This is a genomic window from Acidovorax sp. ST3, assembly GCF_003231145.1.
GTDB lineage: Bacteria > Pseudomonadota > Gammaproteobacteria > Burkholderiales > Burkholderiaceae_C > Acidovorax.
The window spans coordinates 660783-677488 of the sequence record NZ_QKVP01000002.1; the positions used below are offsets into that span (position 1 = coordinate 660783).

General features: G+C 60.3%; 19 protein-coding genes and 1 pseudogene. 14 read left to right on the forward strand and 6 right to left on the reverse strand.

The window, feature by feature from the left end; genetic code table 11:
- Positions 1-183: 183 nt before the first annotated feature.
- Positions 184-327: pseudogene (locus DNK89_RS25010) on the forward strand (integrase); the annotation flags it as partial.
- A 24-nt stretch (positions 328-351) separates the two neighbouring features.
- Here DNK89_RS25010 and DNK89_RS07850 read toward each other — a convergent pair.
- Complete coding sequence (locus tag DNK89_RS07850) at positions 352-1113, reverse strand: metallophosphoesterase (protein ID WP_110959606.1); 762 nt, start codon at positions 1111-1113, stop codon at positions 352-354.
- Positions 1114-1265: 152 nt separating this feature from the next.
- On the opposite strand from DNK89_RS07850, the gene DNK89_RS07855 reads away from it, so the two are divergent.
- From DNK89_RS07855 to DNK89_RS07880, 6 genes are all read left to right on the forward strand, one after another.
- Positions 1266-1985, forward strand: a complete 720-nt coding sequence (locus tag DNK89_RS07855) for an RNA polymerase sigma factor (RefSeq protein WP_110959846.1) — start codon at positions 1266-1268, stop codon at positions 1983-1985.
- A 145-nt stretch (positions 1986-2130) separates the two neighbouring features.
- On the forward strand, positions 2131-2724 hold the full coding sequence (locus tag DNK89_RS07860; RefSeq protein ID WP_110959607.1) for a ferritin-like domain-containing protein: 594 nt from the start codon (positions 2131-2133) through the stop codon (positions 2722-2724).
- A complete protein-coding gene (locus DNK89_RS07865; protein WP_110959608.1) occupies positions 2721-3131 on the forward strand; it encodes a cytochrome c family protein in 411 nt (136 codons plus the stop codon). Before DNK89_RS07860 ends, DNK89_RS07865 begins: the two co-directional genes overlap by 4 nt.
- A 330-nt stretch (positions 3132-3461) precedes the next feature.
- Complete coding sequence (locus tag DNK89_RS07870) at positions 3462-3755, forward strand: DUF4148 domain-containing protein (protein ID WP_110959609.1); 294 nt, start codon at positions 3462-3464, stop codon at positions 3753-3755.
- Between the two features lie 307 nt (positions 3756-4062).
- Positions 4063-4836: a DNA/RNA non-specific endonuclease gene (locus DNK89_RS07875; RefSeq protein WP_110959610.1), complete on the forward strand. Its 774-nt coding sequence runs from the start codon at positions 4063-4065 to the stop codon at positions 4834-4836.
- A 69-nt stretch (positions 4837-4905) separates the two neighbouring features.
- Positions 4906-5217, forward strand: coding sequence for an HU family DNA-binding protein (locus tag DNK89_RS07880; protein WP_056057356.1), 312 nt, complete (start codon positions 4906-4908; stop codon positions 5215-5217).
- 123 nt (positions 5218-5340) lie between these two features.
- On the opposite strand, the gene DNK89_RS07885 is transcribed toward DNK89_RS07880, so the two are convergent.
- Positions 5341-5610, reverse strand: a complete 270-nt coding sequence (locus DNK89_RS07885) for a hypothetical protein (protein WP_110959611.1) — start codon at positions 5608-5610, stop codon at positions 5341-5343.
- Positions 5611-5677: 67 nt separating this feature from the next.
- Between DNK89_RS07885 and DNK89_RS07890 the strand changes: the two genes are divergently transcribed.
- From DNK89_RS07890 to DNK89_RS07905, 3 genes are all read left to right on the forward strand, one after another.
- Positions 5678-6130, forward strand: a complete 453-nt coding sequence (locus tag DNK89_RS07890) for a helix-turn-helix transcriptional regulator (protein WP_110959612.1) — start codon at positions 5678-5680, stop codon at positions 6128-6130.
- 62 nt (positions 6131-6192) lie between these two features.
- Positions 6193-8406, forward strand: coding sequence for a hypothetical protein (locus DNK89_RS07900; protein ID WP_153064261.1), 2214 nt, complete (start codon positions 6193-6195; stop codon positions 8404-8406).
- A 240-nt stretch (positions 8407-8646) separates the two neighbouring features.
- Positions 8647-9702: a DMT family transporter gene (locus DNK89_RS07905; RefSeq protein WP_056637549.1), complete on the forward strand. Its 1056-nt coding sequence runs from the start codon at positions 8647-8649 to the stop codon at positions 9700-9702.
- Between the two features lie 11 nt (positions 9703-9713).
- Here DNK89_RS07905 and DNK89_RS07910 read toward each other — a convergent pair whose 3' ends face one another.
- Positions 9714-11819 carry a cation-translocating P-type ATPase gene (locus DNK89_RS07910; protein WP_238990723.1) on the reverse strand — a complete coding sequence of 702 codons (2106 nt, stop codon included), beginning with the start codon at positions 11817-11819 and terminating at the stop codon, positions 9714-9716.
- Between DNK89_RS07910 and DNK89_RS24720 the strand changes: the two genes are divergently transcribed.
- Together DNK89_RS24720 and DNK89_RS07915 are read left to right on the forward strand one after the other, a co-directional pair.
- On the forward strand, positions 11818-12117 hold the full coding sequence (locus tag DNK89_RS24720; protein ID WP_238990724.1) for a hypothetical protein: 300 nt from the start codon (positions 11818-11820) through the stop codon (positions 12115-12117). The genes DNK89_RS07910 and DNK89_RS24720 overlap by 2 nt on opposite strands.
- 112 nt (positions 12118-12229) lie before the next feature.
- Complete coding sequence (locus DNK89_RS07915) at positions 12230-12715, forward strand: AAA family ATPase (protein ID WP_110959616.1); 486 nt, start codon at positions 12230-12232, stop codon at positions 12713-12715.
- Between the two features lie 41 nt (positions 12716-12756).
- Here DNK89_RS07915 and DNK89_RS07920 read toward each other — a convergent pair whose 3' ends face one another.
- Positions 12757-13128, reverse strand: coding sequence for a DUF3703 domain-containing protein (locus DNK89_RS07920; protein ID WP_110959617.1), 372 nt, complete (start codon positions 13126-13128; stop codon positions 12757-12759).
- A 149-nt stretch (positions 13129-13277) separates the two neighbouring features.
- Between DNK89_RS07920 and DNK89_RS07925 the strand changes: the two genes are divergently transcribed.
- Together DNK89_RS07925 and DNK89_RS07930 are read left to right on the forward strand one after the other, a co-directional pair.
- Positions 13278-13730, forward strand: coding sequence for a Cd(II)/Pb(II)-responsive transcriptional regulator (locus DNK89_RS07925; RefSeq protein ID WP_110959847.1), 453 nt, complete (start codon positions 13278-13280; stop codon positions 13728-13730).
- Between the two features lie 128 nt (positions 13731-13858).
- Positions 13859-14197, forward strand: a complete 339-nt coding sequence (locus DNK89_RS07930) for a DUF4148 domain-containing protein (protein WP_161958930.1) — start codon at positions 13859-13861, stop codon at positions 14195-14197.
- A 51-nt stretch (positions 14198-14248) separates the two neighbouring features.
- On the opposite strand, the gene DNK89_RS07935 is transcribed toward DNK89_RS07930, so the two are convergent.
- Positions 14249-15592, reverse strand: coding sequence for a heavy metal sensor histidine kinase (locus tag DNK89_RS07935; RefSeq protein ID WP_110959619.1), 1344 nt, complete (start codon positions 15590-15592; stop codon positions 14249-14251).
- Positions 15592-16275: a heavy metal response regulator transcription factor gene (locus DNK89_RS07940; protein WP_110959620.1), complete on the reverse strand. Its 684-nt coding sequence runs from the start codon at positions 16273-16275 to the stop codon at positions 15592-15594. Before DNK89_RS07940 ends, DNK89_RS07935 begins: the two co-directional genes overlap by 1 nt.
- Positions 16276-16706 lie beyond the last annotated feature (431 nt).

The following is a 16706-nucleotide window of genomic DNA, read 5'->3' on the forward strand; positions in this document are numbered from 1 at the left end:
AAAGTTGACGCACGGCTGCATCATGGAATCCAGTACCACGCGAGCGGCGTCTTGGATACGGGAATTCAAGAGTGCGAGTTGTCTGTGTCTTCCGCTTGAGGCTGATCAGAGTCATTCAAGCCCCAGTACCTGAGCGGCAGCATCCTTCAATACCGTTCGCTGTGGATCGCCCAGGCCCACGCCCAGACCGACTCAGCACTCATCTACCGCTGAACAATGAACCATCGGGCGGTTCAGCTATTGCTGAAACACTCCAAACTCAAGTCGACAGACCACTACCTCGGCATTGAAGTGGGTGACGCCCTGGAACTCTCAATGAGTTCTTGATCTGAGGAGCCCCGACAACAGCACCTACACGTCAATCAAAAGACCGGGCTCAAATCGCGCGTTTTCGATCACCCCGTTGGGCGCATAGCCGCGCGGGTTGGCTACAACGCGCGTAGCGCCCAGGCGATAGTCGCAGCTGTGGTGCACATGACCGTGCAGCCACCAAGTCGGTTGCCATCGCAAGATTTGCGCTTCCAAGTCGGAGACAAAGCATGCATTGAGCGGTGAGCCTAGGAACTGATTCGCGATGCTGCCGCGTGACGGGGCAAAATGAGTAATCACCACGGTGGGGCCATCGAATGGCTCGGCAAACCGCTCCTCCAGCCAGGCAACCGATTGGTCGAACAGCATTTGCGAAATGGCTGGTGTGAAGCGATCCGGGAAATCCGGGACCAGACCGATACGGCTGAAGTCACGCACAAAGGCCTGCGCCTTCTGTAGGCCTTCCTCACGCTGCTCACGCGAGTCGAACAGGCGGTAGTCCGACCACAGGGTGCAGCCCAGAAAGCGCACGCCGCCATGGCGAAACTCCCCGCGTTCCAGTACATGCACCTGGCTGCCCTGTGCCTCGGTGCGCAAAGCAGCCATGGTGCTCACCAGGTCAGAGCCATAGAACTCATGGTTGCCGGCAACATACAGCGTGGGCCGATTGAACTGCCGTGCCCAGGCCATGCCCTGGACGGGGCGTTGCAGGTCACCGGCCAGAACGACAAGGTCGGCATCGGTGTGCGGCAGTTCCAGAGGCTGCACTGAAAGGTGCAGGTCGGATAGCAGAGCGATTTTCATGGGCGGGTTCTGTGGCAACGAGACAGGGGGCATTCTGGCCCGGAGGACGAAACCGGCCTGAGCACGCGACCATTGCGGATATTCGGGGGGCTGTCACCTTTTTGGTGTGCTCGGCGTCCAATGGTCACAAGCCCCAAAAAAGCGAGCCCACCATGCAGTCATTGTCTCTAGCCCATGCTCAGCCGACCGTTTCCACCCCTTGTTCCGACGAACAGCTGGTGGCGAGCGCTCTGCAAGGAGATCAGAGTGCCTTTGAAGCCATCATGCGGCGCCATAACCGAGTGCTGTTTCGCGCAGCGCGCGGGGTTGTCTTCGACGACGCGGAGGCGCAGGACGTGGTGCAGGAAACCTACCTGCGCGCCTTCACGCGGCTGCGGGATTTTCAGGGGGATGCATCGCTGGCGACCTGGATGGCGCGCATTGCCATCAACATCGCGCTGGACGTGCTGCGCAAGCGCAGTCGGTCGGTGCCGCTCGCTCCCCAGGATCTGGACCACGAGCCGTCTCCGGAGCACATGATGTCCTTTAGCGCCCCCCAAGAAGTATCGCCCGACTCCGTGCTGGCGCGCACCGAACTGCGCGCCCTGCTGCAGTCCGCCATCGAGGGGCTACCGCCCATCTACCGCAGTGTGTTCATCTTGCGCGCCGTGCAGGAAATGAGCGTGGACGAAGCGGCGTACTGCCTGCAGGTGACCGACGCCGTCGTCAAGACCCGTTACCTGCGCGCCCGCTCCCTGCTGCGCGATGCACTCGGCGCTCAGATTGAGGCGCATGCCGAGAGCGCCTTTGCATTTGCCGGCGAGCGCTGCGACCAGGTCGTGCGCTATGTGGTGGCCGAGCTGCAGCAGCGCCATCTCATCGCGCGGCACTGAGCGCAGCCCCCCTTGGCGACGCCGTCGCGTCTGGCCGTACCGCGCGTACAGCCTGCAGCACCGCGCCTGGCCAGAGTCCTCTTATTCAAATTTGCCGGCCGTTCCAGGTGCCGGCGCAACGGTTCATCAACCCACGGAGAAAACCATGAAGAGCACTTCGATTTACGTCCCCTCGCAAACCTTGTTTCTCTCGCGCCGACGTGCCATCTCGGCATCCGGCGCAGCCGTGCTGTCCGCCAGCGCCGTGGCTTTGCTGGGCGGGCGCGACGCGCTGGCCGCCGGTGCCAAGGTGAGCGCCCAGGAGCTGGAGGCTGATGTGCGCATCCTCAACACCGCCCTTGGCGCGGAACTGGAGGCGGTTGCGGCCTACCAAGTGGGCGCGGAAAGCGGCCTGCTGAGCAAGGCGGTGCTGCCAGTGGCCGTCACATTCCAGGGGCACCACAAGGAGCATGCGGCGGCCATCGCCAGCACGGTGCAAAAACTCGGTGGCAAGCCTGTGTCAGCCAAGGAGAAATACCAGTTTCCCGTGGAAAAGCTCAAGGTGGAAGCCGACGTGCTGCGCTTCGCAGCCGGCCTGGAGCGCGGCGCCATCTCGGCCTATCTGGGCGCCGTGCCCTTGTTTGCTGACCGTGCGCTGGCGCAGGTCGCCGCGAGCATCCTGGGCGACGAGGCCATGCACTGGGCCGTGCTGCGCCAGGTCTTGGGCGAGGCGCCCGTGCCTTCGGCCTTCATGTCATGAAGCCGCGCCGACTTGTCGTGGCTCTGGGGCTGGCGGGCGGCCTGCTCGCCGCCGATGCCCGCGCGGCGCCGGACGCAGCATCGCTGGCACGCGGTGAGCAGGTGTATGCGCGCTGCGCAGCCTGCCACGCGATCGAGGGCAACCGCACGGGGCCTCAGCACTGCGGGCTGTTTGGGCGCCGTGCGGGCACCGCGCCTGGATACAACGCCTATTCCAAAGCTATGCGAGAGAGTCATTGGGTCTGGGATGAGAAGTCGCTCAACGTTTTTTTGAAGGACCCCATGACAGCCCTACCAGGAACCTCCATGGGCTATGCCGGCGTGAAAGACGCAGCCGAGCGGTCGGACCTGATCGCCTGGCTGAAGGAAGCTTCATATCCCGGCGCGGCATGCAAGCCACTTCCTTAGCGCTGTCGCGAGCGCGAGGGTCGATCTGACATTCAGCTGCACTGCTGTTCCACCTGCTGCCCAAACAGTACGAGCGCACCAGCGGCGTGATCACGACCTACCTCTGGAGGTGAACGCGTGTAGATACGGCGTAGTAAAGCTCTGAAATATTGTTCTCAATACTGGAAGAGATAGTTCGCGACTGGGTGGTTTTTCTCTGACCATCGTCGGCGTACAGTTCAACCCATCGATGAGCCGAACCCGCAAGGCGACTCACCGAACCCGGTTCAGGAATGGTTTTTGACCCGGTTTTTTTGAGACGCTTTTTAATACTTCAAGGACTTATCAATCATGAACAACACTGCACGTTTCCTCTCCATCGCCGCTGTCGCTGCTTTCGCCTCCTTTGGTGCCCAGGCTGACGAAGCCGATGCTTCGCAGTTCGCCACCAAGTTCGAAACCAGCCGCACACGCGCTGAAGTGCAAGCCGAAGCCGCTACCGTGGCACAGACCCGCTCGATTGAGCCCGCTGGTTCGCGTGTGGTGACTTACAAGTCCACGGCTGACCGTGCTGCCGTGCGTGCTCAGGCTGCCGAAGCTGTGCGCACCGGCCAGATCCCTTCGGGCGAATTCAGCGCCATGTAATTTGGCAGACCAACTGCTGAGATTGGTTTGAAGCAGTTGCGGGACTTCCCATGGTGGTGGCACTTCGTATTTGCGGGTGCTGCCGCCGCGGGGAGTGTTAACTGAACCGCATGGGCGGGCAGGCAGATCGGGCTCCTTTCGGGAGCCCTTTCTGTTTGTGGATCCCATCTCTGCAAGCAGCTGTAAAACCCTGCGGGATCCGCGCATTCGGGCCAGAAGCGAGAGGTGAACGGTGCTCCAATCGGGCTCCGTTTTGTTCGACCCGAATGCTCTTTCTGTGAATCGTTTGTTCTCCTGGCCAGCCCGTGTGCACCTGGCGGCTGTGCTGGCCCTCTCTCTGGCCAGCGCTGCTCTCCCGAATCTCTCCTGGGCACGTTCCCCGCAGTTCGACAGTGCGGCGCTGCTCACGCCCGAGCCCACCTCCTTTGCGCAGTGCCCGCAGTTCTTTGCGAATGGAACGCCACCGGCCATCACGCCCCGGCCGCAGCTGCGCGAGCTTTGCTATGAGGCCTTTGCGGTACTGCACTCCGGCACCACAAAGACGCCGGTGTTTGTGGCCCAGCGGTTGAATCGGCAGATGCTCGAAGGAGCCAACGAGAAACGGGCCAAACGGTTCTTCGCGGATGCCCGGCTCCCAAGTGGCGAACGGGCAGAGCTGGAGGACTACAAGAACTCAGGTTACTCCCGAGGGCACATGGCGCCCGCAGGAGATATGGCCACGCCCACTTCCATGGCCCAGAGCTTCAGTCTGGCGAACATGGTTCCCCAGAATGCCCAGCACAACGGGGGCGCCTGGAACAAGATCGAGCAGGACACCAGGCACTATGTGAAGCGGGCCAAGGGGGACGTGTTTGTGATCACCGGGCCAGTGTTCACGGATGCGGGACCACGCATTGGGGCCAATGGGGTGAAGGTACCGACCTATCTGTACAAGCTGGTGTACGACGCGACCACCCAAAGGGCCTGGGCGCATTGGCAAGAGAACCGCGAGGGGGAGACAGTGGATCGGCCGATCAGCTACCAGGAGCTGGTGACGCGCACAGGAGTGGAGTTTTTGCCAAGAAGTGCACTGCAGCATTGAGTGGCAGCAAGCGTGGCGTCAGCGGTGGCGTTATAAATCGGCCTTTCCAACCTCTACACGTGAGCATCCATGAACCGCGCAGAACTCGTTGAAATCCTGGCTTCCAAGAATGATCTGTCCAAGACTGCAGCCAATGCAGTGCTGGAAACGCTGATTGACACCATCCAGACCGCCGTCAAGAAGGGCGATGCCGTGCAGCTGGTGGGCTTTGGGACCTTCAAGTCGGCAAAGCGTGCGGCACGCACCGGCAAGAACCCATCGACCGGTGCTGCATTGAAGATCCCTGCGAGCACGGTGCCCAAGTTTGTGGCTGGTGCCAAGTTCAAGGCCGTGGTGGATCCCAAGGCTGCCAAGCGCAAGGCGGACAAGGCCGGCAAGTAAGCGCGGCGCTCTCGGTCACCGCCAAAGCAAACCGCCACGGGCCAGGGCCTCTGGCGGTTTTGTTTTTGAGACCCTGGCCGATGGTCTGTCGATTGATGGCGCGCAGATGGATCGCAACAGCTGTCAGACGATCTTCCACCCCATCGCTCGGCTGAGCTGCACAGCTGCAGCCTTGGTGGGCACGGCGTCCATCCAGAACGAGGGATCGTCCAGCACACGGATGACCCATTGTGGCTCACCTGATTCGGTGGTGTGCTCGATGATCACCTCCAGCCTGTCTTCCAGGGCATAGCTGATGGCCGTGGCATAGCTGACAGGTGCTTCCTTCTTGAACTCCTTCGCCCAGGGCGTTTGTTCGAGGGCTTCCTGTGTCCAGGTGGGTTTGGTTGGCATGGTGCGGGATCTTACGGGGCTGGGGCGTCGTTTGGATGGGGAGTGGGTATCTCGTACCATTGCGCCTATGAATACGTTTTCCAACGCCTTTCGCGCTGAGGTAGTTCGCATGGCGCGCAAGGAGCTCAAGCCTGAACTCCAGGGCATGCGCAAGGCGATCACCGGCCATCGCTCAGAGATCGCTGCACTGAAGCGTGAGGTAAAGGCGCTGACCTCCCAACTCAAAGCCACTCAACGGCAGGTCAAAGCAACGGATGCACCCAAAGCCAAGGCCGTGACGAAAGACGTCACTCCCAAGAAATCAAGGCAGATCCAGTTCAACGCGCAGGCGCTGATCGAGAAACGTGCAGCGCTCGGCATCACACAGAAACAGATGGCCCAGCTGTTGGGTGCTTCCTCAATCTCGGTCTACAAGTGGGAGACTGGCCATGTTCATCCCCGGACTGCTCAGCTGGAGCGCATTGCTGAAGTGCTGAAACTGGGCAAACGCAAGGCGTTGGAATTGCTGAATTCGCAGTGAGGAGATGCCTCTGGTTTGAATGGGCACAATGCATTCGCACCGAATCATGATTTAGCGTTCACATGGCCAAGATGAGCGTGAAACGGGGCCACGTGCAAGCCCCCACGGCAGACGAGAGGAAAATCAATGCCGGAAAGCCCATGCGCTGGGCGATGCGCAAGAACTCCGGCCTGGCAGTCTCCATCTGTGACCTTCACCGGGATGAAACCGGCTTGGCTTGTCAGTGCAGTTGTCCGGCCTGCGGCAGCACGCTGCAGGCTGTCAACGCGGGGGTGGAGCGCGAACATTTCCTACGGGCCAACACCCTCGGCCAGTTTTTCCGCCATGAGACCGGCCAACAGCGTGACAACTGCCTTGTCGTCATCGCACGGCTTGCGGCCCTGAAGTTGCTTGTGGAGCATCAAGAGATTGATCTGCCACCGCCTACACGCAGAGCATTTGTACCCGGTATATCCGGACAGTTGTATCAAGGCGAGGCCACCGCAAGACGCCGACGCATGCATGTGCGCGAACACACCTGGATCGACTCACAACTTGCATCCATCACTCTCGATGACGGCCACATCGTATTGCTGCGCCTTGACACGCAGCGCACGGTGAAAAACGAAGGCGACTATGACGCCATCATCACGATCACCGTAGATAACCCGGATGTCGCGTCGTGGGACATGGCCGAAATACTTGCCAAGATGAAAATCGGCGACCAGGTCCAATCCTGCTGGGACAAGCACTGGGACGATGACGAACTCGAAAGCATGGCGACACAAGACGCTGAGAGTCAAGCCGCAAAGTACCTGGATCTTCTGCCCTCTGCGCTTGGAAGCCTTGACGGGCTTACTCAGGCCCAGAAATCCGAAAGCCTTCTACACCATGTGATCAAGTCAATCCTGCTGAAGGCCCACTCGATAGCATCACCGACCTACTCTGAGCCCTTGCACCGCTACATGGCGGACGGCGAAACAATCTCCCGCGAGATTGGGCTGTCTCTAGGGGAATTGAGCCTGGGTGAAGCGTCTTCAGAGTGGCCAATAGCGGGAATCGTGGCGGACATCTACTGCCGTGCGCAGGCCTCGCGTGTGGATCCGTTCGATCTCATCGTGGAAGTCGCCGTGACGCACAGGGTCGATGAGGACAAGAGAAAAAAAGTTGAGGCGATGGATGTAGCCTGCCTCGAAATCGATGTGCGCGGCTTTCGCCAAAGGGGCCGCGTCACACTGGATGATCTGACTGTCGAAGTGTTGCGCAACCCTGGCAATAAGCGCTGGGTCCACCACCCGTTGATCGCCTCTCTGCGCGCAGAAGAACACCGCAAGCTTGACGAGCTGGATCAATTCAGAAAAGAATCCATTGAACGCGAACACCACGCCCGCAAATGGCTCGACTCATTGACGCAGGAGCAACTGCTTGGAGCCTACCTTCAAGCTCTGGTCCAGTACTGGCAGCGGGGTCGCATCGGGGCTATCTTCGGCCACTCCGTCGTATTGTCGGACCTAGGCAGGCGATTGTTGGCCATGGGTTTCGCCGGTGCCGACGAAAGCTCCATCTTCGAAAGAACGGGGGTACTTCACTTCCTGCACCTTGCCAAGTCTTACAGCTATGCACCGCTTCCAGCCAGTGTCTCTCTGACCGACATGTGCAGCACGCTCGCCCAGTCGCATGAGTTCCGGTCACTAACCACATACTGCCTGTTGGGGCTCAGGATCTACCAACCAGTCATTCGAGGGCCGCAAGCAAGTGAAATGCAGGCAATCCGAGCACATGTAGTGACCTCACTGCAAGCCGGAGAAAGCAAATTCGCCCGGTCGCGGAGGTTCGACCCACTCATCGGCTCGATATTTCCAGAACTAGCCCACGGCTTGGCGGCTGAGTTCGGCACACAAGAGCATGCCAAAGCACTGCAGAAGGGTAAACGCGAAAAAGAGTGGGAACGGGCCGAAAAGGAACGCGCCTCCCGTGCCGCCCTCGAAACGGCCATGAAACACGAGCAAAGCCGGCGAGAGGTGTCGCAAGCCATCATCGAAGCGAGTAGAAGCGGCTGGGCGCCAAAGCTTGGCTTGGCCAGCGACGTGGAGCAGATCCTTGCCCATCAGGATATGAAAACCGCAGCCAAACGCATCAGGGCCCACGGGCTAGATGCGCGGAAAGTGCTGAGTTCAGCATGGATTGCCCGGCAAGACGGCACCACGCTGTACGACTGGTTTCGGGCCCAATACTTTAATCATCCAGACGAAGTACGCGCGCTCAGAGGGCTTTTGAAGCTTGGATGGCTGGTATGAAACGCTCCGAATCCGCCCGTCGGACCTGCCGCAGAGAGTAGGCAGGACACCGATTTATCGCAATTGCGACATCAGCGTCAGGCTGGTTGCCGTCGCTCAGTCTGACAATGTCGTTGGCCGCTTTCTTCGAAAGCAGACCTTCCACTTCTCGTCGAGTCAGCTATTTCCGTCTTTGAACCCCTTGCCTTGTCCAGTTCTGGGGATTACCAGACTCCGATGTCGTGCTCAAATCCCTCACCTATGAAGCGTGACCCTTTGCATCTTCCCGCCTTGCGCGGTGGCTTTCTCGCCCTGCTGGCGGCGGTACTCTTCGGCATCAGCACGCCCGCGGTACAGAGGCTGGGCGCAGGGCTCGGGGCCTTCACGACCGCAGCGCTGCTGTACTTAGGAGCGGCCCTGATCGGGGCACTGTCGCTGCGGACTGCTGCGCATGAAGCGCGAGTGCAGAGGTCCGACATTCCGCGCCTTCTGGCGATGGCTGGCTTTGGCGCCGCGCTGGGGCCGGTGGCCCTGGCCTGGGGCCTGCAGCACACGAGCGGAGCCAGCGCGTCGCTCATGCTCACTCTGGAAGCGCTGTTCACCGCCACGCTGGCATGGTGGCTGTACAGCGAAACCATGGACCGCCGCGTGTGGGCCGCCATGCTGTTGCTGCTCGCAGGAGGAATGGCGCTCGTTCTGGACCAAGGCCTGCAAGGAGGCGTGCAGTTGCTGGGGCTGCTTGCCGTGCTGCTGGCCACGGTCGCCTGGGGGGTGGACAACACCTTGTCCCGTGGGCTGGCTGAGCGCGACCCCAGCCAGGTGGTGATGGCCAAGGCCACCCTGGGGGCCGCAGCGACGGCTGCATTGGCTGTTTCGACTGGGGAGCCTTTGCCTTCCCTGTCCGCAGCACTGGGACTTCTCGCCGTTGGAGCCACTGGTTACGGCCTGAGTCTGCGCTGTTACCTCCTGGCCCAGCGGGCATTTGGTGCGGCGCGGACGGGCTCGGTGTTCGCCTTCGCGCCCTTCATTGGTGCTGCCGTGGCCTTCGGTTTCGGGGAACGCTCTGCGGGGTGGTTTATGCTCTTGGGTGGAGTGTTCATGTTGGCGGGAGTAATGCTCCATCTGGCGGAAAGCCATGGACACGAGCACACGCACGAAGTGCTGGAGCATGAGCATGCTCACCGGCACGACGATGGGCACCATGCACATGTGCACGTAGTAATGCCAACTGGCAGCCACAGCCACAAGCACACCCATGAGCCTGTGACCCACGCCCATCCCCATGCTCCTGACGTGCACCATCAGCACGTTCACTGAACCCGCTAGATCTAACCAACAGCGCGGACCGCGTGAGCGCGCGTGCCGCGCAGCAGCCTCAGCCCATTGCCAACCACCAGGAGGCTGGCCCCCATGTCCGCAAACACCGCCATCCACATGGATGCGTTTCCGAGGACCGCGAGGACCAGGAACACCGCCTTGATACCCAATGCTAAAGCGATGTTCTGAAGAAGAATGCTGCGGGTGCGCCGGGAGAGTCGTATGACTTCAGGGATGCGTCGCAGATCGTCATTCATGATGACAATGTCTGCCGCTTCCATTGCGGTGTCCGTTCCCGCAGCACCCATGGCAATGCCAATGTTGGCTCGGGCCAGTGCGGGAGCGTCGTTGATGCCGTCGCCTGTCATTGCAGTAGGACCGTACTGCGCCTGCATCTGCTCGATGGCGGCAAGTTTGTCCTCTGGCAGCAAATTCCCTTGGGCCTTGTCGATGCCCGCCTGGCTGGCGATGGTTTCGGCCGTGGACTTGTTGTCTCCGGTCAGCATGACCGAGGCGACACCCAGCGCATGCATCTGAGCGATGGCATCACGGGAGCTGTCCTTGATGGTGTCGGCGACTGCAAAGATGGCAAGCACTTCGCTGGCATTGGCCAGCAGCGTGACCGTGCGGCCCTGGGCTTCCTGTGCCTTCAGCTGGGCCTCGATGGCCGGAGTGCAGAGTCCCCGCTCTTCAATGAGTCGGTGGTTGCCCAAAATGAGGCGTTGACCCTCCAATTGAGCCTCCACTCCTCGGCCCGCGAGTGCCTTGAAGTCGCTGACGCTGCCTCGACCAGCCTCCAGTCCTTGCGCGATGGCTTTGGACACAGGGTGATCAGACTGTCCGGCCAGATCTGCCGCCCAGCCCAATATCAGGGTCTCGGGAAGCGACGTGGTCAGCACGTGCTGGGCCACCAGTTTGGGCTTGCCCTCCGTGATCGTTCCGGTCTTGTCGAGTGCAATGGCCTTGAGCTTGTGCGCATCCTCCAGGTACACGCCGCCTTTGATGAGAATGCCACGACGCGCTGCGGACGCCAGGCCACTGACCACCGTGACCGGCGTTGCAATCACTAACGCGCACGGGCAAGCGATGACCAATAACACCAGCGCCTTGTAAAGAGCTTCCATCCAGGTCAGACCCATGAACATGGGGGCCAGTACCGCCACCAGCAAAGCCATGGCGAACACCGCAGGGGTGTAGATCGCGGCAAACCGGTCCACGAACTGCTGCGTAGGGGCGCGCGAGCCCTGCGCCTGTTCCACCGAATGGATGATGCGCGCCAGCGTGGTGTTGCTGGCCTCGGCCGTCACCGTCACTTCCAACGTGCCAGTTTCATTGATCGTGCCGGCAAATACCAGATCCCCCTGCGCCTTATCGACGGGGATGCTTTCACCCGTGACGGGGGCCTGGTTCACAGCGCTAGTCCCACTGGCCACCGTGCCGTCCAGCGGAATGCGCTCACCAGGCTTGACCCGTACGATAGCGTTGAGAGGGACCTCCGCAGCCGCGACTTTGGCCCAGCCACCGTCACTCTGGCGTACATCTGCCGTGTCCGGCGTGAGATCCAACAGGCTCTTGATGGCGTTGCGCGCCCGGTCTACGGCCCTTGCCTCAATGAGTTCTGCAATCGCGTACAAGGCCATGACCATGGCTGCCTCGGGCCACTGGCCAATCAAGAAGGCCCCGGTCACCGCTACGGTCATCAGTGCATTGATGTTCAGGCGCCCTTTGATCAGTGCGGCAAAGCCTTTTCGGTAGGTAGAGAAGCCCGCCAGCCAAATGGCGGCGGCGGCAATGGCCATGCCAATTCCCTTGAAGACTAGCGTATCGGGCGAGAAGAATGCTACGGCCTCTGCAGCGATGGCCAAGCCCAGCGCAAATCCCATGCGGCCCAGGCCTTCGGCTTCTGGCTCGTGGTCAGGCGGATCACCGGGGGCCGCTGCAGCCAGCGGTTGAGGGTCAAATCCAGCCTTGCGAATTGCAGCCACGGCCTGGGGAATCACGTCTTCGGACGCGTCGATGGTCAGCGTGCGGGCTCCCAACTGAAACCCGAGTCCTCGCACTCCCAGCACCGGCTCAAGAGCACGACGGATTTCGCTTTCCTCAGAGGCGCAGTCCATGGCAGCGATGCGAAATGTTGTGCCCTTCAAACCGCGTGCAGGACCGGCAGCGGCAGGAGTCGCCGAGGCGAGGCTCGGGCTGCAGCACGCATCCGTGACAGGCACCGGAGCGCTTGCGCAGCAGCCGGTTGCCTTTGCGGTAGAGGTCGTCGAGGCGTTGCAAGACGTCTTCGAGTTGGATTTTTGTTCGTCGTCGCAGCAGGACGTCATGATGATCTTTCTCCTTGATGTCTTGATTGGAAACCTTGAAGTGGCTCCAAAGTCAAGCACCATATTCAAATTTTGTGCAAGCGATTAGCGCATGTCTCGTGCAGCACCTGCTGGGATGACCGCTATCATTCTCCCGGCACCGGATGTCAAGGCGAGGCTGACCAACGGTCGAGGCGAGTACAAGACCCCAAGGTGACGTCATGCACATCAACCCAGATCATTTCCTACAGACGGATCGGGGGCGTGTTTTTACCCCCGAGCGCAATCGACACGTCTGGGAAAGCTCCTACAGTGCGCTCGAACGAACCCTTGGCGAAATCGCTCGCCCCGCGACTGTGTACCTGCTCGTTGGGCCACAGGGCGCCGGAAAGAGCACATGGGTGAAGAACCGTCCCCTTGCTGAAGCGGCGGTGTACTTTGACGCGATCTTGGTCAAGCGCTCCGAGCGCGCCGAAATCCTCTCGCGGATAAAACCATTTGGCGCCCAGGTAATCGCAGTTTGGCTGCAAACGTCCCTTCTCGCCTGTCTCGAACGCAATGCCGCACGCCCTGCGGACGAAGCCGTCAATGAGAAAGCGCTTCGCAACGTCTATGCCGCGTTGGAGGCGCCATCGCTGTCCGAGGGATTCGACGCGATCATCGAGGTTCCCCATGATCGGCTGCCGGGCACCGTTTTGCGAAGCTGACCATCTGTCGAGCAGAACGTCTCCCACGCGGAGGAACTGCCCTAACTTTTGTCTTGGGCTCGGGCGATGATCTGCGCAATGTCGGCCCTGATGGGCATCGGCACAAAGGCGCTGACGTTGGAACGGCCGGGGTTGCCCAGAGGCAGGCGGTGAACCACATGGCCAACAGGCACCAGTGCAAGGCGCATCGCCTGCCCAAGGATCTCATTGTGATCAGCGGTCCTCCAGGCCAGCTGGAGCATTGCCATATGGACTCTCCAGTGGGGTTCGAAGCGGGTTTGACCAAGCACATGGGCGGCCTCCAGGACCAGCCACCGCTGCTGGATGTCGTGCTGGGGCAGTGCCTGGTATTGGCTCATCAGGCGAGAGAACGTCAACGCATCAAAGACGTTTGCCAAGCGTGGATCAGTCATTTTCTTCACAGAAAGTCTCCGGAGTCAGTTTTCATCGTGTTCCTCTCCAGCTGCGTTGCGCATTTACAGGCTGGACTTATCGCCCAGGAAGTCATTGGAAACCTTGGAGTCGCTACAGTGTCAACATTCACAACCACCAGGTGTTTCTCATGCAGATCAAGGAGCTAGCGGCCGCGACAGGTGTTGATACGGAAACGATCCGCTTCTACGAAAAAGAAGGTCTGCTACCGCAACCGGCCAGGCTGGCCAACGGCTATCGCAGCTACGAACCTGTACACCTTGAGCGCTTGTCTTTCGTGCGGCACTGCCGAGCGCTGGACATTCCCCTGGCAGAAATCAAAAGCCTGCTGGGCGCGTTGGATGCGCCGCAAGAGGCGTGTGGAGATGTCAACCATCTGATCGATGGGCAGCTGGGTAAATTGAGGGCCCGACTCAAGAGCATGAAGGCCTTGGAAAAACAACTCCTGCAGCTGCGCTCAGCCTGCAATGGAGAGCACCCTCATCTGCGCTGCGGCATCCTGAATGAGTTGGTGGCTGCGGCTCACGGTGAGGCCTGTGTGTGCCACCACGAGAAACCTGCACAGGGCGATTCATCGTCCTGACATGACGAACTTGTAATCCTGCCGTGTGCGAGATGTTGGTATCTGGTCAGCAAACTGTCCATCGTGACTTGTTGGCTGGCCGAAGTAGGTGGAGCCATAAGGCACATCCACTACTCAAGGAGATACCTATGGCAGTTCGCGCTCTTTTTTCCACTGTGGCTCTCGTTCTGATCGCAGGTCCGGCACTGGCCAGCGGAGTGATCCATTCGGCCAATACGGAGATGGGCTATACCTCGCATCCGGACCATGCGGCTGCAAGCAAGTCGCGCGATCAGGTGAACGCCGAAATGGAGCAGTCCAAAAAAGACGGGCTGTGGCAATACCACCGTTTTGGCGCCCCTGTTCCCGTCAAAGGCACTGCGTTGACGCGTGACGAAGTGGTAGCGGATTTGGAGCGCGCTCAGAAGCATCCAAGCTGGGCCCTTCGCAGGGTTGGAGCTCCTGTGCCGAACGTACCGGCCCCCTGATACCGCAGATCTGTTACGGCGAGCTTGGGGTGGGCCAACTACGCGCTTGCCTCAAGCTGCTTGGCGAGTGGCGTTGCAAGTCAGTTCCAGCCCGATGGTCGTCACACCGTGGCGACTGCTCGCGGTGGGGCGACCTCCGTGCATCCGCGCAATGGCTGCCGTAATCGCAAGGCCCAATCCATGATTTTTCTCGCTATGCGACCGCGAGGCTGAAGCGCGGAAAAACCGATCAAAGATGCGCTCCAAGATATCGGGGGGGATGGTCTGGCCTGTGTTTGAGACAGCAACATGCACCCGGTCGGTTGCGATGACCGTGATGTCCACCGTCACGCAGGTATTTTTCTGGGCATGCTGCGTTGCGTTGCCAATCAGATTCGACAACGCCCGCTGGAGCAATGGGACATCAAAGCTTCCCGCTACGTCTCCTGAGATCTTGAGTTCCAACCCTGCTTCGGACAGAGCTGCTTCATGGTAGTCCGCAACTTGCTCGACAACGGCGGCCAAGCTGGGAGTGAAGGTGCGACGGGCCACCACGCCACGATCTGCCTGGGACAAGAACAGCATGTCGTTGACGATGCCCGTCAGGCGATGGAGTTCTTCCAGGTTAGAGGACAAGACCTCCGGCAGATCGAAACTCGCCGGGCGGCGCAGTGCCAGTTCGTTGCTGGCAAGCAGTGTCGCCAGCGGAGTGCAAAGCTCGTGGGCAACATCCGCGTTGAACCCTTCCAGCTGGGTGTAGGCTTGGTCCAGCCTGCCCAGCAGCCCGTTGAACTGCTCCACCAGGGGCGCCAGCTCAGTGGGCTGCCCTGAGCTGTCCAGTCGCTGATGAAGGTTGTCCGCCGACAAGGATTGCACTTGAGCAGCCAGCCTGCGCACCGGCGCGAGCCCATAGTGGACGATCGACAGGCCGCCCAATGAAACAACAAGGGCTCCTACAACGGCTGCTACGGCCAAGGTCAACGCCAGTCTTCGAAGATGCTGCAGGTCGTCGGCGACATCCATCGACAGGGTGACTTTTAGAGCCTGGTCACCATCGGCCTGTGCAGCGATTTCGAAAACCCTTGAAGCCAGTCTTGCGACGTCTGTGGCTGGCTCAATCAGAGGGAACAGCAGTCGTCCATCTTGGGCGCGCACGACCAGCCGAAAATTCTCGTGACCAATCAGGAAGTCGCTCAGGGGATGTTCTCGGGATATGTCCTGCGCATGCTCTCCGTTGCTAAGCAGGTGCCGGACTATCGTCTCCTTCTGTGCGAGGGTCTCCCGCTGACGCTCGGACAAATTCATGGCGGTCACCAGGTAGACCACCAGACAAACGGCGCCCAGGCCGGCAAGGCTTTGCGCAGCCAGCCACCACGAAAGACGTTGGCGCAATGATTGTGGCCGCAGGGTGTTCATCAGTCTCGTTCTTCCAGGATATAGCCCATGCCCCTGACTGTGTGCAACAGCGTTTTCTCAAAGGGGGAGTCCATCTTGCTGCGCAAGCGCCGGATGGCGGTTTCCACCACACTGGTATCACTATCGAAGTTCATATCCCAGACCTGCTCGGCGATCTCGGTGCGCGAAAGCACTTCCCCCTTTCTGCGCAGAAACAGCGTCAGGAGAAGAAACTCTTTAGCCGTGAGATCAACCCTTTGGCCCGCCCGCGTTGCCTTGCGTCGCATCAAATCCAGTTCGAGGTCTGCGATCCCCAGCAGGGTCGGCTCACTGGCATCTCTGGCTCCGTGCGTGCGCCGCAGCAGCACTTGGATGCGAGCAACGAGTTCGGAGAACGCGAATGGCTTGACCAGGTAGTCGTCGGCCCCCGTCTGTAGCCCGCGCACACGGTCTTCCACGCTGACCCTGGCCGTCAGCATCAACACTGGTGTTTGCTTTGTCTTGCGCAAGGCCGCCAAGACCGTGAATCCATCGATCCCGGGAAGCATGGCGTCCAGGATCACCGCATCGTGCGAGCCTTCAACTGCCATGTGCAAGCCATCAACGCCATTGTGAACAACATCGACGTTGTAGCCCGCTTCCCCCAGACCCTTGCATAGGTAGGCAGAAAGCTTGATCTCGTCCTCGATGAGCAGAATTTTCATAGTCAGATTGTCTGAGGCCCAGGCCGTTTGATGGATTACAAATTCGTCATCTCCTTGTCCACGGGATGTCGAGAATGAGTGGCACGGCGTGTGACTTCGGGTTCGCCTTCACAGGCCGCGATCCAGCTGCTACTGCTTCAATGGCGGCCACGCGTTCGCGAGCTGCGCGAGGGCTTGGATTTCAAGCGCGATGCCTGCCGCTCCCTGAGCCGTTTGGCCAGGCGCCGCGTGTACTTGGCCCCCTCGCTCGAAGGTCGGTGGTGCTTGAGCCAAGCCTGCCGCAGTTTCCAGAAAACGAAGGCACACAGCAGCAAGGCAAGCCATATCCAGGTCAGCTTGGCAGACAAGTCCCCTGCGGGAAGGCGCTGAAACACGGATAAGCCCTATAGAAATGCCCCCCGATCACAACGGGGAATGCGGCCAGTACCCGC